Below are 16981 nucleotides of genomic sequence, written 5' to 3'. Positions count from 1 at the left end.
TTATGCGGCTTTGGTCTTGCGTTCGGCGGCAGCCTTATCTTCTTTGGTGTCGCCTTTCGCTTTCTCTTCTTTCTTTCCTTCTCCAGCCTCTTCAGCGTGGCCCTCTTCGGTCAATTTGGTGGCATTGGCGGGCGTCACCTTGACGGTAGCACCGACTTTGACCCCAAAGGCAGCGGCCATGCTTTCCGAGACGACGGTTACAGCGACCTTTTCCATGCTAATAGCTGTTGGCTTGTAGGTAGGCGATCTTCTGCGTGATGGTGGGCGAGGCTGTGCCGTTCCCGGCACCAACGACGCGAATGCTATTAATCGACCCCTGCCAGATGGCTTTGGGGGTAGCGCCAGTTTTGCTGTAAATCGATACCCAGGCGTCGCTGGTCGTGCTTCCGGCGACCTTCACGACCACATCGCCCCGGCGAAACGGCAGGTACTCTTTGGCACCGCCCGCCAGCGTATCCTCAAGCACAATGGTGCCAGTGGTAGAGGTTGACGCGGTAACTTTGGTCACTTTGCCCATCGTCTGGGCGTGCGAATCCTCAGCAGCGACCAGCGAGAAGGTGATGAATGCGATAAAAAACAGGAGTGCTTTCATGGTTCTTTTTATGGGTAGCCCTGAGTGGCTAAGTTGTTAGCTGACCCAGGGCGTACGCGGTTTGAAGATTAAGCAGTGATGGCAGCTTGAGCCGTGGCGAAGGTTCCCTTGATAAAGGCTTGCGGCCGGTAGATCGGCAGCGCCAGGCGCTCTTCGATCACACAGGTCACCAGGTTATACCGGGCGTTGTCGCCGTCCTGGTCGTACAGACGAACCTGAGCAGACATGCGGTCCACAACCTGCGCCCATTTGCCGTCCATCACCAGGAAGTCGCCATCGGTGATGTTGTTGTTCTGGATGATCGGCGTACCATCCACCGTAATGCGTTCGGTGCCGGGGATAACCGGGAAGATGTAGTGTCCATCCGTTCCTTTGGCCAGCCGCATTGATGCGTAATCCTGCGGAGAAACGACCACCGCCGTCGGCACCAGGTTGATTTTGCGGAGCTGCTTTTTGGCCACCACCAGTACGTCGAACTCGTTCGGCGTTGTTACCGTCGAGCCGCCCGCCGAGAAGGCCGTGGCCGAAGGCAGGATACCGGTCAGGTTCTGGCCCGTACCGTCACCGTAGAGGAACTGGTAATCTTCGGTGTTTTGCAGCTCATCGATGCCGCGCTGCGTTAGATACCCGAGCAGGTACGGAATGTCATCGATCATTTCTTCCGGCAACCGGAACCAGCCCGCTACTTTGCGAACCGGCGCATCGTAGATTTGCAGATCCCAGTCCATTTGGGGCTTCAGCCCACCGGCAGCGACCATGCCAAATCCGCCCTCTTTCGTGGTTTCCCGGATGTAGCGCAGCAAATCCTTGTCGGTGCTGCCCTGCAACAGCAGGTTACGGATGTGTGTTTCCTGCACCGGACCAATGATGCCCGGGCGCAGGTCATAGCCGATGAAGTGCGTTCCCGACGTACCGGTCAGGTTGGCGCCCGACAAATCACCTACCGCCTTGATGTCGAACATGATCGGCCGTTTGGCGTCCTTATTGGCGATGATTTGCTCGCGCAGCGTCGGGCCATTGCCTTTCTTTTCGTCCATCAACTCGTGCAGGTGTTTCAGCAGCGTCTTAGGTTTGCCATCGTTGGCAGCCGTTCCCAGCCGTTTCATGGCCACCATCTTCTCATCGACCTGAAGCACAAAATCGGCGTGGCTTTTCTTTAATTCTTCGTGGGCTTTGGCTAGGTTGGCTATCTCAGTTTTCGTTTCCGGGTCGACCTTGCCGTTTTTCTCCGCCTGTTCGTTGGCTTTCTCCAGCCGCTCGTTGAAGTCTTTTTCCAGGCTTTTGATTTGTTTGGAAATGCCTTCGGTGGCTTTTGTAATGGCTTCTTCGACGCCTTGCATACCCTCGATAAACAGCTTGGATGCTTTTTCGAAGAGGGCGGATGCGGTGCCGGTGGGTTTAAACGAAGCGGGCAACTGCGCGAACGCGAAGCCCAGGCCGGTGCGGTTTGTCGCCAGGTGGATCAGCAGCAACAGGAATCCAAAAAGCAAAAATTGCTTTTCCATGTGTTAATTCAGTTTGAGTGTAAAAGAATTGGTGATCAGTTCGGCGATGGCTTTTGCATCCGGCTGAGTGCTAGGCGGCTCAGTGGTTTTGGCTTTGAGAAGCGTACCGATGGCATTGTATTCGGATTGAATTTTCAGGTATACATCATCGTGTAGATTGCCTACGCGAAGAGCTTTTTCCAGGACGAGTCTCGCATCGATCAGTGTTTCGAGCGGACTAGATCCAAGTGATTTGAGACCTGTAACGGGCGTATTAGGATTTGAGCCCCACGCCGTTAAAATTGAGCCTTCCCATAGCTTAAGTTCTTGTAGAATGTTTGAGCCCGGCTGTGATTTAGTGTCATTCTTGACGACCTCATATCCAATCGAATGCTCGAATGGGTAATTCATGGAGGCTAAGTGAAGAATATAGTCGCCGTGGGAGTTGTCGCCCTTCAGTAGTTGCGAGGTATACACCAGTCCTGTAGCATCTTCGGAAAGCTCCTTTAGAATGCCGACTGGCTCTTCCTTGTAATGGTTTTTGAGGTGTTTGGTGCGATTGGCACCAGCGGGGCCGAACTCCTGAATAGTTTTTTTGTAAGCCCCTTTTACTATAATATCGCCGTCAGAGTCTTTCGAGTCAAAATGAGAGAAGTATCCCTGCATGATGCCTTGTTTCTCATCAAGATCTTTATAGTTTATGGCAAGGCGCTTGCGAAGTATCTCTTCCAAAGGTCGAAACGTTAGCTTACAGTTGATAGGCTAAAGTTCCGTACGTGCGCGGGAAGGGTCTGAGTAAGAATTACTTGATTGTTAGGTAGTTAATACCTGAAAATTGTGTATATTGTATTGCAATTAATCGACAGAAAAGGTTATGAAATTGAGCGATTCGGAGCAAAAGAGCTATACAGCCGGGCGGCTTTTCAACAACTGGAGAGCAAGATGCTGGACCGGTACGGTGTAGGCGTCTGGCCGGGATTGAAGGGAATAGGGAATATAGAGGTAGCGGAAGGTGATGTGCTACACGCTTGTGACAGCCTTGTTAATACGGTGTGGCAGACCGATACTGTAAAATACGCGATCTTAAAGAAGTCATTGCGGGATATTTTGGAGCATCCAGAACCGAAAGACCCGGATGCCGTCGTTGAATTTAATCAGTTAGCGTTTTTTCGGGACACATTGGGCTGGTGTTTAATGACTGACATTCTAATCGTACCGGAATGAGCGAAGAGATAGATAAATACAAGGGGCTTTCTGAAATGGAACGGGAAGTGATTGATCTAGTCGGCCCGTTGATTGAATACATGACGGAAATCAATGAGGAATACATGCGCTTTGTGTTCCCGCAGGGTGTTTTAGTTGGCAATCCACCGCTCCGCAAGCTCATTAGCCTATTCAGTCAGGTCGCTATTGGGCTGGATGGATATAACCAGCGCGGCAAGACGGGCGGTGTGCGGCCCGGCGATGCTGCCACGTACACCCTGTACTGGAAGAACATCAAACCCGCTTCAGGAGCACTGGGCCGGCTGAAAGAGTTCTAACCGGGTTCTTCGCGTAATACCGCTTGATAAAGCCATCGAAGCCAGTGGAGTAACAAAAACCATACTGCACAAAGAACAACTCCTGCGCAGCCTCGAAAGCATCCTCCCGGCTGGCCTTGTGGATCGTCTTTTTACAGCGTTCATAGATGGTCACAAACGCGTCGTATTCGGTGGGCTTATCTTTGGTTAGTGCTGTCATTCTCTTTCGGTTTCATCCCCAGCGCCACCCGCAGGGCTTCGCTATGGGTCATCATGTTCATTTCCTGTGCGTCAAATTCGAGTGTTACCGTGCGCCCGTTGAACTGGATAGTCACCACGGCAATGCCGGGCTTCGGTGGCTCCTGGTCAAGTTCAGCGAGTGATTTGGTGGTTAGGCCCATATTCAGTTCAATGTGGACATAATGATAAAAGGCTTGATACTCGCCGAGTCTTTCTTTTGAGCATCTTTTATGATTTTATCACACTTCTTCTGAACACGCTGGTTCATTTCTTGAATAGCTAAATTGATAAACTGGGGGATTACACAACAGGAAATAATAAAATATAGTAACCCCGCAGACAAACCGCTCTTCTCGAAAAAAATATAATAGACTTCAAAGGAAATGGCTATTATCATCCCTGCCAAAAGCACGTATATTACGTACAAACCGATTTGCATAATTTTTAAGAGCCGATTAACTTCTTTCATGTTCTTAAGCCGTTTGTTCCTGTAAAATCTCATTCCTCGCCATCCGCTGCGGCAAATCCGGTGCATCCACCGGCACTGCTGTTCCATTCCGAATTACCGGCACGTAAGTAACACAGCACCTGCAATTTGCAATATTAGCCACCCCGCCCGCCGGATCGCCGGGGTGTTTCATCATCGCCCCACCGACGTTAAACAGCGCGTCTTTCGGAATCGCCTTCTTGCCCAGCATCGCCCGGTGTGCAGGCCGGGTGCGGGAGTCCGCCGTGGCAATCCACAGCTTTTCCAGTTTCAGTCCCGTCGTTTCAGCGCCCATCTCTGCGGCAATGTTAGCCGCCCGCGTGGACTCGGTACGGGCAATCAACAGTGCCCGGTTTCGTAATGCCTTGCCGCCCAGTACCTCACTAATTACCCGTGCCGTAGCCCGAATATCCAGCCGCTCCAGTTGCGCCCGTTCCAGGGCTTCCCGAATCAGTCGCCGGGTCGTCTCGGTGATGTTGGTAATGCGCCGGGCGGTTTCTTCCGATGCCATCAGCGACCGCATCACCTGCATCCACTTGCGGGAAAAGAAGCCGATGTTAAACAAGCCGCCTTCCCGCTTCAACGCCATCCGCGTACGGGATGCCACTAGGTCGAACTCTCGTTCAGCGTAGGCGGGTCCGACGACGTTGTACAACTCTTGCAGGAGCGTCCGCACTTCGAAGGTCGTGGCGAACTCCTCAATTCTTTCTCTAAAAGCATCGATACCACCATCTTCAAGCCGAGCAATTGCGCTATTCGCTTTCGCTTGCAGGAAGGCTCGAGCAATTTTAACAGCGCGTCGTTCCATTCGGCGTTGAAAGCGTCCGGCGTTGATGGCGTATCGTTGGCGTTCATTGAGGGTCATCGAATGATTTTACTTCAGTATTAGCCAGATTAGCAAAAACGGTTATCGTCACTTTTGCCAACCGTTTCACTGTATCCCTTTCAAACGGATCTTCAATTTTTAATCCCAGCATCTTAGGAATCTTCTGGCCATCTGGTAGGAATAAAAAAGGCGTTCCATTCTCAATACGCAACGTGCAAGCACCGGACATTACCGGGCGGGGGTAAGCTTCGTGGTCTTGCCCTGCCTTCAATCGGATCTTGTCTTTTTCAGGTCGATGTCTTTGCCCGTAGAGGTTGAAGTCCGTTTCTGAAATCATCTTTCCTAGAAAAAACAAATACATTCGATCCGCACCAAAGGCCCAGCCTAGTTCGCTGAGAACCTTAAAAAGCCACCATTTAAGCGGCTTGGGTGACTTGTCAATTATTTTACTCCATGCCATCTCAATACACCATCTTTTCGTGAATATCCGTCAAACCAGCAATCAACAGCCAGAGTTGCGTCTTGGTCAGCTCGGCCGCCGTGTCATTCGGGTAAACCGTTGCCTTGCTGCCACCCGGCACATACTCAACATCGAACGCTATCTTGTGAACGATGATCGGCTGCGGTGGTGGGATTGGGTCAGGCATAGTTTTTAAAGACTAATCCCGCCCTGACCAAATTTCTTCCGTCTATGTAACAGCTATCAATAAGAACCCGATTCGGACAATCTGCCGTGGCATGAAACACGCTATCACCTTTAAATCCACTTGCGGCTAAAACATGGCAATCCTTTATTCTTTGGACATGAGTAGGAATTTTATTGCGGAGGTAAATGGTGTCAGACAACAGCAGTGTTTTTCCAGTGATGTTTCGAGCCACACCCGAAGGGGACTGGTAGTCTATAATATGAGCCCAAAACACCTCCTTCCCATCAAAATAGGCTTGCAATGCTTTCGTATCATCGTGAACACCATCGCCATACAGCACGTATCTCTCAGGCTTAATGGTGGCACCCAAAACACTTACAGCCCCAACAGCGGCCAGTGATTTAGCAAGGAAGGCTCTGCGTTTCATAGTATTACTATTTGTTTTATATACCTATAAATTACATATAATCCGCGAGATAATCAAGCATACGACCCATCATTTTGCGGATCAGCGCCGGGGTCTTGTTTGCCGAACTCCGAAATCGGCGTTAGGCCCATCGGCACCCATACCATATCCATCATTGGGTCGGGAGAGCGTTCGTACTGCTGGGCTTCCAGTCGCTGGTTCGGGGTAATCTCCCACGACTTCTGCAAGCGCTCCACCAACTTGTTCATATCCTCAGCCAGTTCAGGGAAGTGGGTCACATCAGCATCGATGAAATACTGCTTACCGCCCACATTAAACGGCTCAATGCAGGCGTTCAGATCGTCGGCCAGCGCGGACACGGCCGGAATCACGGCGTCAACGACAGCGGCTTTCTTGGCCTCGGAAACGTTGTTGTAGGTGGAGGAACTGGGGTCGCTGAGCGCCTTGCTGTCCACACCGTAGGCCCGGCAAAAGTCTCTGAGGTCAAATTGCAGGGAGTTGGAGATTTCCAGATCGACCGGTGATAGACCCAGCGCGGTCCACTCGGCTTTCATGTTCGTGATATGCACCCGGTTTCGGTTGAGGCTGCCCCCGTACTGGCTGTTAAGCTTCCATTCGTAGGTCTGCATCTGCTCTTGGGTCAGCGGCTCGGTGTCGGGATCTTCCAGCGACAGCACACCCGGAGGCCCGCCGTTCTGATACTGTTTGATGCTGCTGATGCGCCCCTCGTTGGACTTCTGGGTAGTCAGTGCCAGCACCTTAAGCGGTGATAATCCCCGCAGTTCCTCCCCGTAGCCGGTAATAGCCGGGCGAAAGTCCTTGCTGAAAATCACCTCGGCGGGGTCCAGTTTGGTCTGGGTGGGCGTGTACAGGTAACTGCCGATTTCCAGGTAATTCGATCCTGCCGTAACTTCCATTAAGGCGGAGGGCAGCACGTACAGCTCCGAGACGGGTTGCAGACCCGAAATGCGCTGAATGAACCGCTCGCCGGTGAGCAGGCGGTAGGCCAGTGCGTTCTCCACAAAGGTCTTCCAGTCCTGGTACGGATTCGGATTTCGCAGAAGCTTCTCAATGGCGGGCTGGCTGGTGTCGACAAGAGCCTTCCGGCGCATCGTTACCGCTTTGGTGATGCTGGCGGCCGTGGCGTCTTCACCCTTTAACAGCCGGTAGTCCGACAGGGCTTTTTTGTCCTTGACTTCGTAGAGAAAGAAGTTGGCCCGCATTCCTTTTCGGACCAGGTAGCGCACCACACTGTAGAGGTCGGAGTTCCGCAGGTAGGACTCGCCGATCAGGCTGCCGGTGTCGGTGTTGATCAGCCGCACCTGTCCGTTGACAATCTGGAACCGGGCGCTGGCAAACAGCCGGTTGGCGGCCGCCTGAGCGTCGGTGGGTGCCGGAAGGTTAAAAGACGACGCCTTGATCCCGAAGGTGGCCGCAACCGCTTTCTGTAGAAAATTCATATCAGTATGCCTTGTTTTTTAGGCTTGAGTTCGAAGCGTTCGCGCTGGGCGAACATATCCATTAAGTCAGGAGATTCGCCGTTTAGCTTGACTTTCATCTGCTCTTTAGGGATAATCCGCAGTTTTCCATCTGAATCCGTCTTATCCCGTTTTATGGCTTTGCGTTCGTGCATAAACCGTTGCCGAACAGTCATTTTATTGTCATACATGCGATTGGCCACCTCTTCCGATACTTTATAACCCCCCTCCCGCACCCGGTCGCCACTGCGATAAAAACACTGCGTTTTCAGGTTGGCGTAGTTCTCTTTCAAAGGTTTCCCGTCGGTCCCTTTCACTTCAATGGGAGACGCGCCGTTGTGAAAGGGAATCGCACCCCGGATAAATCCATCAATGTACCCGCCAACACCGTCGGCATCGTAAGTAAAATGGTGGTTCTGAATTTTATGAATATCGAGCAGTCGAAGGGCCTCCTCAACCACGCGCTTTCCGTCGCTTGAATCAACTATAGCAATATCCACCAGCTCAAACCCGTACCAGACACCCAGAACCAGTTTATTTGACCCTTTCAGAGCAATATCGGCCGTTAAATACCGGCCCTCATTATTGACTGAATAAGTGTTATTAAACATGCCCGCAAATGCCGGGTAATCGTAAATATCCAGGTCACTTAATACTACTTTCCAGTTGCCATCCAATAGTTGCAGGCGCGTCTGCTCGTCCTGTGCTACCAGGTTGGCCAGGTAAGAAGGGTCTTTACTGAGTAGCTCCTGGTTGTCGTAAATGGAGCCGGAAATAAACGTGATCGACTTGATAAAGTCTTCGGGCTTCTGCCCGGACCTGGTAACCAGCGTTTTAAGAAAGAACCAGGCTTTTTCGGTCACCTCGGCAAATGAATCACCCCAGATATAGTTATCGCCGTATTTGGTGAAGTAACGAACTACACCGTCGCGTTCAGGAATAGGAAAGCCGGTTTCCTGGTCAATCCACCACTCGATGAGCTTAGCGACCCATGACTCCGGGTCCGGGTTGCAGGTGGCCCGGATGTAAGGCTTCACGCCACACGTTGACCGGTTCCGTGAAAGCATGTAGAAAAACATCTTCTCGGTAAAGTGCGTCAACTCGTCCCACAGGATCAGGGGGATTTGCGAGCCCTGCCATTCGAGAATATCTTTTTCGTATTGCAGGTGTCGAAAGCTCACCTTAGCCCCCGAACGCCATTTCCATTCCAGTGTCGTTTCTTTCGGCGCACCACCCGCTGAAGGGTACAAGCCCATTGACGTATCCCACAAACCACCCTCAGCACGTATCTGGGGTGAGGTTCGCCGAAAACAAACGGCCCCGAAATCAGGGTTATTGATGTGACGTAATGGCTCAAGTAGCAGAGAAAAGGTTTTACCCACACCGGCCGACGCACCCCCGATGACAATGTCGGCCGGAGACGACAAAGCCCGCATCTGATAGCCAGATTGCGGGCGGATCGCCCTCGGAGTGCCTTTGGGTGGATTACCGGCCATTGTCGGGAAGCTGGAAGATTGTTATGAGCGTAGAATTGTCGACTGGCTTGATTTTGCCGTGAACCTCAAGCAGCTTGGATACGGCATCTTTAGGGTCGTGGAGCTCGATTTCAAGCCCGTACTTGCCTTGTTTAATCTTCTTGAGGAGGTGTAAGTTTTCTTTAGCCGCATCAGACGCCAAATCAATGATCGCAACCATTCTGGGTTCTTCTTCAGGCTGTTGGTCTGACTCATCATCAAATTCTTCTTCTTCCTCATCGTCGTCATCCAAGTGGCGCTTGAGCGAAAAAGATGGAACAAATGCAACGAACGGTTCCAAACTCGCTCTTCCCCAATCAGTTAGCCTCCGAACACCTTCCTCTGAAGACATTCCTTGTGTATCAAGGATAAATTTAACAGCCGCTGAAATGTCTACATTTGTCAGCAATCGATGCCCTTCCCGATTAGAATAGGCTGTCGCATATCCGGCTTCACGAGCGGCCCTTGCCGCATTAAGGTGGATACAATAAGCCTCCACAAACCGCTTTTGTTTGGCGGCCAGTTTAGCCATTGGATCGGGTGTAGTGGGCGTTGTGTCCTCCACTGAATCAGTTAATTACCAGTGCTAATATAGATAACCTCTATCAAAACTGCAAATCATATAGACGGAACGCATTTTATGTTAACCAGATCAGCACTGGAATTTTCACACATCCACCCGTACACTCACCTCCCCCGCGCTGATCTGCACGCCTTCCCCGTTGCTGTAGAGCACAGTGCCGAACGCGGACAGGTCGGGAATGCTGTTACCCGGCTGCATGACGATGGTGAGCACGCTGTTTTCGTGCTGAATGGTTTTGACGTTGTTGATACCCTGGCTGTTGCCGTTCTTGTGAATGGAGAGATACATGGTCGTTTTGGTTTAAATGGTTTGATTAATCGTTTTCGTTTGTGGCGACTTCTCCTGGCTCCAGGATTTCCAGTGAATAATAATCAGTGTCCCAGCCTTGACACTCATAATTGTGCATTTCGGAACGAAGGCAGTCCACTTCCGCCTGCACTTTCGCAAAGGCTTCTTCTTCGCTACTGGCAACTACAAAAAACGACCACTGGCCGTGTCCGCCTGGGCGGTAACAGTATAGTTTCATGTCTTTGTTGGTTTCATTCATTCCGTTTTCATCCCGCCCGCCAACCGGGTTCATCGCAGCGAATCGAGGTCAACACCATTAACCACGCGAACGTTGCGCAATCCATCCCGAAGGCCGGACCAAATGATCCGCTGGTTTTTCATATCGAAAAGCGTAATATCGTGACGGTTAATCTGAACCTTCACCGAGTCCATGTTGTAAAGTGCCATTTTGCCGTTGACGGTATCCTGCAACTCAACTGATGATCTACCTAGTCGAACCTTATTGGCGACGAAGTTAAGTCGACCCCGGACCTTTACCGGCGGGTCTAGTTGCATCTGCCGATACTCAATGGCTAATATTGCCCGGCTCTCTGCCTCTTCGTACTGTTGAATCTTTTCGGGCAGGTAGAAAATCCAGATAATCAATGTGACAATTAGGGCCACCACGCCTGAGGTGAAAAAAATTAAATTAGCGTCTTTTATTTTTTCCATGTCATTTCATTTGTTCTGCAATATTTGTCAGCTCCCCGGCCAGCGCCAGCAGTTCGTCGCCGGTGAGGGTTGCAGCGAAATTTTCATCGCACATCTCCACGAACACGGCCTTGTTGTCCTGACCAATATAAACTTCGAATACACTGGCAACCCTCAGCTTGTGCAGAACCGGATTGCGATACTCTTGCGTCGCGTTGAATAGCGCATTGTTTTCTTCAACCATGCGAACGAATTCCCCTTCCGGCCAAATATCCGGCGATGGCCTTTTGGCGATTAGGCTTGTCAACTCCCGCAGCCTGTCCTCGGCCGCCCGCAGCTCGGTGTCGGTGGTGATATTAGTCATGGTTCGTTATGTTCGCCGTACAACACCGTTTCACCTTCCTCTGGATATTCGGGATCAACCCCAAGCCTTGCCAAGCCTAAAGCCATTAGTGAATCATCGGCATCCATTTGGTAGCTGCTAAAGTCATAATTGTCCGTTTCTGCGAACACTTCTTTAGCAATCGCCTTGTGTTCCTCGGATGGGTTTTTCGCAAGTAAGCCGAAGATCTTGCCGAATAACCTTGCTGATGTTCTGTCTGCCATTTTCGTAGATGCTTATTTTGATTCTATTCGTTTACCAGTTGAACAAACGCTTCCGGAACTTCGCCGGGGCAGTAAATGTGCTTCCGCATAACTCAAAACGGTCGCTTACGTTCGTACTTCTTGCGCTTGGTCTGGATAGACATCGCATGGCTAGTACCGTAAAAGCCCGGAACCATCTTACTCTCGAACACATCCTGACGGTGATACATTTCCATCTGTTCGATGTTTTCCAGCTTCTTGATCAGTTGCTTCGCCTTCGCTTTCAGGTCTTTCAAAGCCAGCGTTGGAGTATCGCCTTTCCCTTGCAGGTTACCTATGCTGATGGATGCAGAATACTTCTCAGTCCCGAACTTGGGGCGTTCGATGTCAATGAAGAGATCGGGCTTCTTTGCCTTCTGCGCGATCAGCGCGGGGGTGGGTTGGGTGGTGTCGGTCATGGCTATTGTTGCTCTGAACGGTAGTCAATGCGTCTTCTGCCACGATCGTAATCCATCAACGGATCTGACACATAGCACCCCTTGTCGTCTTTCAGGGATACCCAATACCGGCCCTGTTTTGGGTACCAGTCAATCGTCTCGTCCAACTGCTCAAGACACTCGACAAACCGGTGCTGCCATTCGGCCGGCATGGATTGCAGTACAGAACGGGGGATTGTCAGGTACTGCGCGTAGGTCAGCTCGAACCAATTGTGGATTGGCTCAGGGGATTCAATAATAGCCTCAGTATTTTCCATCGTATCATTCCCCCGCCGGGGTGTTTAGTTGTTTGACTGATTGCACACCTTCGGGTAGTTCCTCCACCGTAGCGAAGTTGCCCGCCCGGATCTCGGCCAATATCTGTCGCATGAGCGGGATGCCGACGGTGCCGCCTTCCGGGTTCTGCTGCTGGCTGAGTGATGCCGCCGTTTCGATCATCTCCCGAACCAGGTCAATGGCATCGTAAAACGGCGCGTTCAATTCCATGCCGTCGCCGTGCTGCTGAATCAGCCGGTACAGGCTGGCCTGATCCTTTTCAAAGAGTGCGATCAGTTTATTCAGGTGAAACTTCTGCTCCTGACGGAAGCTACCTGATCCGCCCATCTGGTCATAGTGTTCAATGGCGACGAATTTCAGCCCTTGCAGGATCAGTCCGTAAGTGTCCCGTTTGGCGGGCGGGAGTTTGGGCGGGGTGGTGGTCATGGTTAGCAACGCATGATTGGTTTATCTGGAAATGGTTCCCCCTCAGCAAAAGGATGAAATGGCACCGGCTTTGGCGGTTTCGGTTCGTTGTGAATCTGATTCATCTGTTGTTGTACCCTTGGATCGTCGGAATAAGAAGGATCAATTTCGTGGTAGAACACCAAATCCAGATGCTTCTTAATTACCGAAGTTTGGCTTGCATCAAGGTAAGCAACATTGCTGATTTCAAAGAAGCCTTGTAGCCAAAAACAAAAATCTCTTGAGGTCATAATCACTCTTTCGTTAGGCCCGGCTCCGGGCGGTTAGTTAAATGTTTCGAAATAGAACACCACCGGCTTTTCGACCTCCTGAATAAAGCCGTAGCGTTTGGCGATCTTGTACTGCGTGGAATCACGGTTCAGCGATTTCAGGAAACCAGCGATCAACTGCCGAAACCCTTCTAGTGACTCGCTGTGCTTGTTGATATTGCAACTGGCACACGCTGGCATCTGGTTATCAATGTTGAGTCGTTCTGGGTGCTGATACGTACCGTCATGAACAAACTTTCGTTTCTGGCGATCCCATCGATGATTCCGAATACAGGGCTCTAGTTCATCGACATGCCAGCCCTTTGTCAGCTCACAGCCGCAGTATGCACACCTGCCGTTGAACTTGTTAAAAATGATCTCGCGTTCTTTCTTCGTTGGCATGGCTATTCAATGTCTGTTATGCGGAGAACAGAATACGGCTGCACCTTGCGGCTGACCTTGACGTGCTGACAGTTGAGTTCAACCAGAATACTCGGGTTGTCATCAACGATGGTTTTGTTCTTTTTCAGCGCATCAAGCAATGTTTTGGCGGTCGATACCAGGTTGTCCTGATCGGGCCCCCTACCGCAGCTATGACGCCACAGATCAACCTTGATTTTCCCGCGGTGTTGGGGCGGCTTCTGCGCCATCAGTTCCCACTGATATTTCCGGAGAATATCCGCCCGGTCTGACCAGTGAAGGCGAAGAAGCGTGTTCATCCCCGGCACGTGGCCTAGTATGGTTAGTTCGGTGGTCATTGATACGGCGATGGTTTCATCATGTTTCCACCTAAATCGAATAACTCCTGCGGGGTGCAGTTTAGTGCTACCTGTACGGTCCCCATATTAGTCCCGCCGACCGGTGTTGCGACTGGCTCGTACTTTCCCGCCAATGTGAACAATCTGGCTAGGTTCAGCGCGGGAATCGTGATCGTGAATTGCTGTTTCATCTCTCTTCTGGTTAGGCCCAGCCCCGGCTCTCACGTGGGGCAGCGGGCGGGGTGGTTAGGTTATTCTTTTTCGACCTCCGGGTCAGTTTGTGTATCTGAAATTTTTTCGTCCGTTTCAGATTCGTGTTTTGCCCTTCGATGGTAGCCGTTTTTCTGGTATGTGCCGATGTATTTCATTTTAAAGTCGCTACGACCCGGGCCGTAAGGTTGGCGACGCCAGTGACCCGATACCAAAAACGGATCATCCCGAATGATAGTCGTAAACCAATGGGCGTCAATTATATTGACAGGATAGGTTAGATTTGAGCTATATCGCTGTTCATTAAGCTCTACCGTTTTGTATCGGGAATCGTTGCCATTGGGTTGAACAACAATCACTCTTTCCACTTCGAAGAAATGGATGAACAGTAATATAGTTAGGGTGAGCACACCGTGACCTGCTCGAATAGCTGCGTCTGATTTCGCAGCCAGATTTGGCTTTTTTGAAGGCAGCCAGACTTTCTCCGGATTTTTGATAGCACTCATCGGGACAGCAAAAGAGTCTAAGACGTAAACCTTTTTGCCTGATTTGGCGCTATTCCCGAGTATCAACCCACAAATTCCATAGGGCGTCAAATCGTAGATAAACATTAGATCAAAGTCTTCTTTATCGGGCAGTCGAACGATCAGCAAGCCTGTTTCATTTGGCAAGTCCTTTAACAAACTGTGTAGCTTTCGAATGTACAGGTTGGGATTGGCATTAATCACGCTGATGGTAGCCTCCGGCAGGTAATATGCTACTGGCCGAAACGTAGTAAATATCCGGTCAAACCCTTTTTCAAATTCGGGGTTTTCGTCTGATACTGCGTCAATCCAGTCTGATATAGAATTTTTGAAGAAAATCCGATCATCTCGAAGCATTTCGTTCAGGTAAGATTCCCGTTCTTTGATTTTTTTTAACTCAGCATCTAACCCCTGCCGGTCTTTTGATTCCCTAAGTTGGATCAGTCGAGCTTCGAACGCTTCTGGTGTTTCATCATCCATTTGATGATCGGACTCATAAATGACCAGATCATCAAGAATACACTTGCTTAGCAACTTTAAGAGCATGTGCTGCCGCTCATCAAACCGTTTCATTGTTACTATTTTTTACTATAAGATACACATTTTCAAATACTTAACCTAATACTTTTTAATCATCCACCCACCGAAACCCGCCCCTCTTACTCAGCCGAATGCCCAATTCCTTCGCCCGGTCAATCACGTAGCACCGCGCCCGGTCGGGATGCACATCATCCGGCAGCTTGTCGCGGTTGACCTCCACCAGAATCCGCCGAAGGTCGCTCTCGGTGCGGGCCGCTGCCAGGGCTTCCAGGAAGCTTTGCCAGGTAGTGAACCGCCACTGGCTTTGCAGGTAGGCGCTGGCGGCTTCCAGTCGCTCGTCGGACCAGAGCGGGGCGGGCAGGGCCGGTTGGGATCGCTTGGTCATTGACTTTGAAACTGACTGACCACTTTCAGGGCTTCAACTCTCACCTTGGCAATATCAACCAGCGTTTTGGCCTGATCATTAATGGCGCGTGCCTGCTCAATGTATTCTTTATTGCCTTTTACCTTTCGGATACTGTCCATTAGTATGTCAGCCAGCTCCCCCAGCGGGACCATATTGTCAACCTGCTGTTTAGCTTGATCAAGCGCTTGGATTGCGGGTAATGCGGGCAGTCCGCTGGGGGTTCGAAAGCGTTCGATAAAAAACGGAACTTCGCTAACCTGCTTGGTGTAAGTACCCACACTGGTGGTAAAGGTCACATCTTCGTTGGGTGAAATGTCAAAGGATATAAACCGCCCTTCCCGGTTATCAGGGAAGATATAATCTTGTCCGGCCAGTTTGCGAAGCTTATCGCGGGTGGTGTCAATCAGCGTTTTCATGTTGTTTTAGGGCTCGTTTTAAAAGTGTTTGCTGGCGCTTAACGGCAATTAATTCAGGGTGATTCGCAAGGACAAAAGCGGCCATTTCGGGTTTATGGGGAAATAGCTGATAGGCAACTACATTGTCATCCAGTTCAACGAATGGGTTCCGCATCTTGCCCGTACGGATCATTTCGCTGATTTTAGCGGATCGCTGTTCGAGTGGAAAAGTGCCATCCTGGAAGTGCTGCCGTAATCTTTCTGCCTTGCGGGCGCTGAGGGCTTTCCCTTCCGGGGTTTGGTACATTCGGCGCATTCCTTCTGACTGGCGCTCTGAATTCCGGATTCGACCGGTGATTTCCCGCCGGTGAATCAGTTCGAGGTTTTCAAGCGCACAGTTCAGCGTATCTTGATCCCGAAAACGGATTACGTGATTTTCCGGCACCGGGCCGTTGGCCTGCTCCCAAACCATCCGGTGAAGCGTTTTTCGTTTGCCCGGCGCGTAGGTGACGTAGTAGTACGGAAATCCCTTCTCTGTTTTGATATAGGGCGCCCCCGGTGTTTTCTTGCGTCCTTTTTTCATCGTTTCATTGCTTTACAGTTATCCCACCCTACAATCCACAGCATCACCAGCCCCGACACGCTCATCACCACCGCGTATGCCTGCGGGTAGGCGATCAGCAGGGCCAGCCCCGCCAGCAGGGCGCAGATCGGCAGGGCGTTCATGGCTCAGTGGCTTTTAGCTGGCGTTCCAATTCTGCAATTCGCTTCTTTGCCGCCGTAAGCTGATCCAGTGGTGTTTCGCCCATTTTTCGCTGAACGGTGACATCGTAAAATCCAACACCATCGTCAAAAGTCAGCACCATGTAGTTCTCGGCAGGAAGGTTCTTCATCGCCTTGATAAATCCGCCAGCCATGATTCGAAGAATTGGACTGTCGTGCTTGATGATCATTTCGTCGTGTCGAAGCTGAAGTTCCTGAATGCGAACCTCATAGGGCTTCATCAATTCCGCCTTGTAAAACTTGATCAGGCGACGGTGATTGAGCAGCGTCCAGAACCAGTCGGCAACCTTGGATAGGATCATTTTCATACCCACATTTCGTTTTCCCCGGTGTACCCGGTCGTTTTCGTTTCCTTCTCGCGGTGCGGCCACAGGCGGCTGAGCAGCAGCAGGGCAACGAATCCCATTGCGCAGAAGGCAAATTCAAGGCGGTAGAGGGTTTTCATGGCATCAGTTTAAAAGACAGGTGAGAATGAAAATCAGCGTTCCGAGTATACTGACCCAGACCAGGACGGGACT

The 16981-nt window shown here is 50.9% G+C and carries 33 protein-coding genes; 2 read left to right on the top strand and 31 right to left on the bottom strand.

Features of this window, described 5'->3' with window-relative positions; genetic code table 11:
• The 4 genes from GJJ30_RS10825 to GJJ30_RS10810 all read right to left on the bottom strand — a co-directional run bounded on the left by GJJ30_RS10825 (position 1) and on the right by GJJ30_RS10810 (position 2808).
• Positions 1 to 216: a hypothetical protein gene (locus tag GJJ30_RS10825; RefSeq protein ID WP_154175171.1), complete on the bottom strand. Its 216-nt coding sequence runs from the start codon at positions 214 to 216 to the stop codon at positions 1 to 3.
• Between the two features lies 1 nt (position 217).
• The gene (locus GJJ30_RS10820; protein WP_154175170.1) at positions 218 to 592 is read right to left on the bottom strand and encodes a hypothetical protein; all 375 of its coding nucleotides are present in this window, start codon (positions 590 to 592) and stop codon (positions 218 to 220) included.
• Positions 593 to 660: 68 nt separating this feature from the next.
• Positions 661 to 2097 carry a phage major capsid protein gene (locus GJJ30_RS10815; protein ID WP_154175169.1) on the bottom strand — a complete coding sequence of 479 codons (1437 nt, stop codon included), beginning with the start codon at positions 2095 to 2097 and terminating at the stop codon, positions 661 to 663.
• Positions 2098 to 2100: 3 nt separating this feature from the next.
• Positions 2101 to 2808, bottom strand: coding sequence for an HK97 family phage prohead protease (locus GJJ30_RS10810; protein ID WP_154175168.1), 708 nt, complete (start codon positions 2806 to 2808; stop codon positions 2101 to 2103).
• Positions 2809 to 2913: 105 nt separating this feature from the next.
• On the opposite strand from GJJ30_RS10810, the gene GJJ30_RS10805 reads away from it, so the two are divergent.
• Both GJJ30_RS10805 and GJJ30_RS10800 read left to right on the top strand, forming a co-directional pair.
• Positions 2914 to 3300, top strand: a complete 387-nt coding sequence (locus GJJ30_RS10805) for a hypothetical protein (RefSeq protein WP_154175167.1) — start codon at positions 2914 to 2916, stop codon at positions 3298 to 3300.
• Complete coding sequence (locus GJJ30_RS10800; RefSeq protein ID WP_154175166.1) at positions 3297 to 3617, top strand: amidohydrolase family protein; 321 nt, start codon at positions 3297 to 3299, stop codon at positions 3615 to 3617. The genes GJJ30_RS10805 and GJJ30_RS10800 overlap by 4 nt, the downstream gene beginning before the upstream one ends.
• 176 nt (positions 3618 to 3793) lie before the next feature.
• On the opposite strand, the gene GJJ30_RS10795 is transcribed toward GJJ30_RS10800, so the two are convergent.
• The 27 genes from GJJ30_RS10795 to GJJ30_RS10665 all read right to left on the bottom strand — a co-directional run bounded on the left by GJJ30_RS10795 (position 3794) and on the right by GJJ30_RS10665 (position 16908).
• The gene (locus GJJ30_RS10795) at positions 3794 to 3997 is read right to left on the bottom strand and encodes a hypothetical protein (protein WP_154175165.1); all 204 of its coding nucleotides are present in this window, start codon (positions 3995 to 3997) and stop codon (positions 3794 to 3796) included.
• A gap of 2 nt (positions 3998 to 3999) precedes the next feature.
• On the bottom strand, positions 4000 to 4305 hold the full coding sequence (locus GJJ30_RS32185) for a hypothetical protein (protein ID WP_154175164.1): 306 nt from the start codon (positions 4303 to 4305) through the stop codon (positions 4000 to 4002).
• A gap of 4 nt (positions 4306 to 4309) precedes the next feature.
• Complete coding sequence (locus tag GJJ30_RS10785; protein WP_154175163.1) at positions 4310 to 5188, bottom strand: phage minor head protein; 879 nt, start codon at positions 5186 to 5188, stop codon at positions 4310 to 4312.
• The gene (locus GJJ30_RS10780) at positions 5175 to 5609 is read right to left on the bottom strand and encodes a hypothetical protein (protein WP_154175162.1); all 435 of its coding nucleotides are present in this window, start codon (positions 5607 to 5609) and stop codon (positions 5175 to 5177) included. Before GJJ30_RS10780 ends, GJJ30_RS10785 begins: the two co-directional genes overlap by 14 nt.
• A 1-nt stretch (position 5610) precedes the next feature.
• Positions 5611 to 5796, bottom strand: a complete 186-nt coding sequence (locus tag GJJ30_RS10775) for a hypothetical protein (protein WP_154175161.1) — start codon at positions 5794 to 5796, stop codon at positions 5611 to 5613.
• On the bottom strand, positions 5789 to 6223 hold the full coding sequence (locus GJJ30_RS10770; RefSeq protein WP_154175160.1) for a hypothetical protein: 435 nt from the start codon (positions 6221 to 6223) through the stop codon (positions 5789 to 5791). The genes GJJ30_RS10775 and GJJ30_RS10770 overlap by 8 nt, the downstream gene beginning before the upstream one ends.
• A 53-nt stretch (positions 6224 to 6276) precedes the next feature.
• Positions 6277 to 7683, bottom strand: coding sequence for a phage portal protein (locus tag GJJ30_RS10765; RefSeq protein ID WP_154175159.1), 1407 nt, complete (start codon positions 7681 to 7683; stop codon positions 6277 to 6279).
• Entirely contained in the window at positions 7680 to 9197 is a 1518-nt protein-coding gene (locus GJJ30_RS10760; RefSeq protein ID WP_205880554.1) for a terminase large subunit domain-containing protein, read from the bottom strand. Before GJJ30_RS10760 ends, GJJ30_RS10765 begins: the two co-directional genes overlap by 4 nt.
• Positions 9187 to 9747 carry a terminase small subunit gene (locus tag GJJ30_RS10755; RefSeq protein WP_154175158.1) on the bottom strand — a complete coding sequence of 187 codons (561 nt, stop codon included), beginning with the start codon at positions 9745 to 9747 and terminating at the stop codon, positions 9187 to 9189. The genes GJJ30_RS10760 and GJJ30_RS10755 overlap by 11 nt, the downstream gene beginning before the upstream one ends.
• 135 nt (positions 9748 to 9882) lie before the next feature.
• A complete protein-coding gene (locus GJJ30_RS10750) occupies positions 9883 to 10086 on the bottom strand; it encodes a hypothetical protein (protein ID WP_154175157.1) in 204 nt (67 codons plus the stop codon).
• A gap of 25 nt (positions 10087 to 10111) precedes the next feature.
• Positions 10112 to 10324 (bottom strand): hypothetical protein, encoded by a 213-nt coding sequence (locus tag GJJ30_RS10745; protein WP_154175156.1) that lies wholly within the window; start codon positions 10322 to 10324, stop codon positions 10112 to 10114.
• A 50-nt stretch (positions 10325 to 10374) separates the two neighbouring features.
• Entirely contained in the window at positions 10375 to 10797 is a 423-nt protein-coding gene (locus GJJ30_RS10740; protein WP_154175155.1) for a hypothetical protein, read from the bottom strand.
• 1 nt (position 10798) lies between these two features.
• The gene (locus GJJ30_RS10735; protein ID WP_154175154.1) at positions 10799 to 11140 is read right to left on the bottom strand and encodes a hypothetical protein; all 342 of its coding nucleotides are present in this window, start codon (positions 11138 to 11140) and stop codon (positions 10799 to 10801) included.
• On the bottom strand, positions 11137 to 11382 hold the full coding sequence (locus GJJ30_RS10730; RefSeq protein WP_154175153.1) for a hypothetical protein: 246 nt from the start codon (positions 11380 to 11382) through the stop codon (positions 11137 to 11139). Before GJJ30_RS10730 ends, GJJ30_RS10735 begins: the two co-directional genes overlap by 4 nt.
• 92 nt (positions 11383 to 11474) lie before the next feature.
• A complete protein-coding gene (locus tag GJJ30_RS10725) occupies positions 11475 to 11819 on the bottom strand; it encodes a hypothetical protein (protein ID WP_154175152.1) in 345 nt (114 codons plus the stop codon).
• A gap of 2 nt (positions 11820 to 11821) precedes the next feature.
• Positions 11822 to 12115, bottom strand: a complete 294-nt coding sequence (locus GJJ30_RS10720) for a hypothetical protein (protein WP_154175151.1) — start codon at positions 12113 to 12115, stop codon at positions 11822 to 11824.
• A gap of 4 nt (positions 12116 to 12119) precedes the next feature.
• The gene (locus GJJ30_RS10715) at positions 12120 to 12560 is read right to left on the bottom strand and encodes a hypothetical protein (protein WP_154175150.1); all 441 of its coding nucleotides are present in this window, start codon (positions 12558 to 12560) and stop codon (positions 12120 to 12122) included.
• Between the two features lie 2 nt (positions 12561 to 12562).
• A complete protein-coding gene (locus GJJ30_RS10710; protein ID WP_154175149.1) occupies positions 12563 to 12829 on the bottom strand; it encodes a hypothetical protein in 267 nt (88 codons plus the stop codon).
• 33 nt (positions 12830 to 12862) lie between these two features.
• Complete coding sequence (locus tag GJJ30_RS10705; protein ID WP_154175148.1) at positions 12863 to 13249, bottom strand: HNH endonuclease; 387 nt, start codon at positions 13247 to 13249, stop codon at positions 12863 to 12865.
• 2 nt (positions 13250 to 13251) lie between these two features.
• Positions 13252 to 13605: a RusA family crossover junction endodeoxyribonuclease gene (locus GJJ30_RS10700; protein WP_154175147.1), complete on the bottom strand. Its 354-nt coding sequence runs from the start codon at positions 13603 to 13605 to the stop codon at positions 13252 to 13254.
• A 251-nt stretch (positions 13606 to 13856) separates the two neighbouring features.
• Complete coding sequence (locus GJJ30_RS10695; protein WP_154175146.1) at positions 13857 to 14912, bottom strand: hypothetical protein; 1056 nt, start codon at positions 14910 to 14912, stop codon at positions 13857 to 13859.
• A gap of 55 nt (positions 14913 to 14967) precedes the next feature.
• Entirely contained in the window at positions 14968 to 15264 is a 297-nt protein-coding gene (locus GJJ30_RS10690; protein WP_154175145.1) for a hypothetical protein, read from the bottom strand.
• Positions 15261 to 15701: a hypothetical protein gene (locus GJJ30_RS10685; protein WP_154175144.1), complete on the bottom strand. Its 441-nt coding sequence runs from the start codon at positions 15699 to 15701 to the stop codon at positions 15261 to 15263. The genes GJJ30_RS10690 and GJJ30_RS10685 overlap by 4 nt, the downstream gene beginning before the upstream one ends.
• Positions 15685 to 16263 (bottom strand): HNH endonuclease, encoded by a 579-nt coding sequence (locus tag GJJ30_RS10680; protein WP_154175143.1) that lies wholly within the window; start codon positions 16261 to 16263, stop codon positions 15685 to 15687. Before GJJ30_RS10680 ends, GJJ30_RS10685 begins: the two co-directional genes overlap by 17 nt.
• Positions 16260 to 16406, bottom strand: a complete 147-nt coding sequence (locus tag GJJ30_RS10675) for a hypothetical protein (protein ID WP_154175142.1) — start codon at positions 16404 to 16406, stop codon at positions 16260 to 16262. The genes GJJ30_RS10680 and GJJ30_RS10675 overlap by 4 nt, the downstream gene beginning before the upstream one ends.
• Positions 16403 to 16771, bottom strand: a complete 369-nt coding sequence (locus GJJ30_RS10670) for a hypothetical protein (RefSeq protein WP_154175141.1) — start codon at positions 16769 to 16771, stop codon at positions 16403 to 16405. Before GJJ30_RS10670 ends, GJJ30_RS10675 begins: the two co-directional genes overlap by 4 nt.
• On the bottom strand, positions 16768 to 16908 hold the full coding sequence (locus GJJ30_RS10665) for a hypothetical protein (protein ID WP_154175140.1): 141 nt from the start codon (positions 16906 to 16908) through the stop codon (positions 16768 to 16770). Before GJJ30_RS10665 ends, GJJ30_RS10670 begins: the two co-directional genes overlap by 4 nt.
• Positions 16909 to 16981 lie beyond the last annotated feature (73 nt).

This window comes from Larkinella terrae, assembly GCF_009668025.1.
GTDB classification, from domain to species: Bacteria; Bacteroidota; Bacteroidia; order Cytophagales; family Spirosomataceae; genus Larkinella; species Larkinella terrae.
Note: the sequence above shows the minus strand (reverse complement) of the source record. Positions and strands in the feature narration are given on the sequence as shown.

Coding starts and splice junctions, on each gene's coding strand:
- GJJ30_RS10825 (WP_154175171.1), bottom strand. CDS start 216: ATGGAAAAGGTCGCTGTAACCGTCGTCTCGGAAAGCATGGCCGCTGCC.
- GJJ30_RS32185 (WP_154175164.1), bottom strand. CDS start 4,305: ATGAAAGAAGTTAATCGGCTCTTAAAAATTATGCAAATCGGTTTGTAC.
- GJJ30_RS10750 (WP_154175157.1), bottom strand. CDS start 10,086: ATGTATCTCTCCATTCACAAGAACGGCAACAGCCAGGGTATCAACAAC.
- GJJ30_RS10685 (WP_154175144.1), bottom strand. CDS start 15,701: ATGAAAACGCTGATTGACACCACCCGCGATAAGCTTCGCAAACTGGCC.
- GJJ30_RS10735 (WP_154175154.1), bottom strand. CDS start 11,140: ATGACTAATATCACCACCGACACCGAGCTGCGGGCGGCCGAGGACAGG.
- GJJ30_RS10695 (WP_154175146.1), bottom strand. CDS start 14,912: ATGAAACGGTTTGATGAGCGGCAGCACATGCTCTTAAAGTTGCTAAGC.
- GJJ30_RS10780 (WP_154175162.1), bottom strand. CDS start 5,609: ATGGCATGGAGTAAAATAATTGACAAGTCACCCAAGCCGCTTAAATGG.
- GJJ30_RS10675 (WP_154175142.1), bottom strand. CDS start 16,406: ATGAACGCCCTGCCGATCTGCGCCCTGCTGGCGGGGCTGGCCCTGCTG.
- GJJ30_RS10670 (WP_154175141.1), bottom strand. CDS start 16,771: ATGAAAATGATCCTATCCAAGGTTGCCGACTGGTTCTGGACGCTGCTC.
- GJJ30_RS10760 (WP_205880554.1), bottom strand. CDS start 9,197: ATGGCCGGTAATCCACCCAAAGGCACTCCGAGGGCGATCCGCCCGCAA.
- GJJ30_RS10800 (WP_154175166.1), top strand. CDS start 3,297: ATGAGCGAAGAGATAGATAAATACAAGGGGCTTTCTGAAATGGAACGG.
- GJJ30_RS10665 (WP_154175140.1), bottom strand. CDS start 16,908: ATGAAAACCCTCTACCGCCTTGAATTTGCCTTCTGCGCAATGGGATTC.
- GJJ30_RS10820 (WP_154175170.1), bottom strand. CDS start 592: ATGAAAGCACTCCTGTTTTTTATCGCATTCATCACCTTCTCGCTGGTC.
- GJJ30_RS10725 (WP_154175152.1), bottom strand. CDS start 11,819: ATGACCGACACCACCCAACCCACCCCCGCGCTGATCGCGCAGAAGGCA.
- GJJ30_RS10740 (WP_154175155.1), bottom strand. CDS start 10,797: ATGGAAAAAATAAAAGACGCTAATTTAATTTTTTTCACCTCAGGCGTG.
- GJJ30_RS10690 (WP_154175145.1), bottom strand. CDS start 15,264: ATGACCAAGCGATCCCAACCGGCCCTGCCCGCCCCGCTCTGGTCCGAC.
- GJJ30_RS10715 (WP_154175150.1), bottom strand. CDS start 12,560: ATGACCACCACCCCGCCCAAACTCCCGCCCGCCAAACGGGACACTTAC.
- GJJ30_RS10680 (WP_154175143.1), bottom strand. CDS start 16,263: ATGAAAAAAGGACGCAAGAAAACACCGGGGGCGCCCTATATCAAAACA.
- GJJ30_RS10775 (WP_154175161.1), bottom strand. CDS start 5,796: ATGCCTGACCCAATCCCACCACCGCAGCCGATCATCGTTCACAAGATA.
- GJJ30_RS10755 (WP_154175158.1), bottom strand. CDS start 9,747: ATGGCTAAACTGGCCGCCAAACAAAAGCGGTTTGTGGAGGCTTATTGT.
- GJJ30_RS10710 (WP_154175149.1), bottom strand. CDS start 12,829: ATGACCTCAAGAGATTTTTGTTTTTGGCTACAAGGCTTCTTTGAAATC.
- GJJ30_RS10770 (WP_154175160.1), bottom strand. CDS start 6,223: ATGAAACGCAGAGCCTTCCTTGCTAAATCACTGGCCGCTGTTGGGGCT.
- GJJ30_RS10705 (WP_154175148.1), bottom strand. CDS start 13,249: ATGCCAACGAAGAAAGAACGCGAGATCATTTTTAACAAGTTCAACGGC.
- GJJ30_RS10765 (WP_154175159.1), bottom strand. CDS start 7,683: ATGAATTTTCTACAGAAAGCGGTTGCGGCCACCTTCGGGATCAAGGCG.
- GJJ30_RS10700 (WP_154175147.1), bottom strand. CDS start 13,605: ATGACCACCGAACTAACCATACTAGGCCACGTGCCGGGGATGAACACG.
- GJJ30_RS10745 (WP_154175156.1), bottom strand. CDS start 10,324: ATGAAACTATACTGTTACCGCCCAGGCGGACACGGCCAGTGGTCGTTT.
- GJJ30_RS10720 (WP_154175151.1), bottom strand. CDS start 12,115: ATGGAAAATACTGAGGCTATTATTGAATCCCCTGAGCCAATCCACAAT.
- GJJ30_RS10730 (WP_154175153.1), bottom strand. CDS start 11,382: ATGGCAGACAGAACATCAGCAAGGTTATTCGGCAAGATCTTCGGCTTA.
- GJJ30_RS10815 (WP_154175169.1), bottom strand. CDS start 2,097: ATGGAAAAGCAATTTTTGCTTTTTGGATTCCTGTTGCTGCTGATCCAC.
- GJJ30_RS10785 (WP_154175163.1), bottom strand. CDS start 5,188: ATGACCCTCAATGAACGCCAACGATACGCCATCAACGCCGGACGCTTT.
- GJJ30_RS10795 (WP_154175165.1), bottom strand. CDS start 3,997: ATGGGCCTAACCACCAAATCACTCGCTGAACTTGACCAGGAGCCACCG.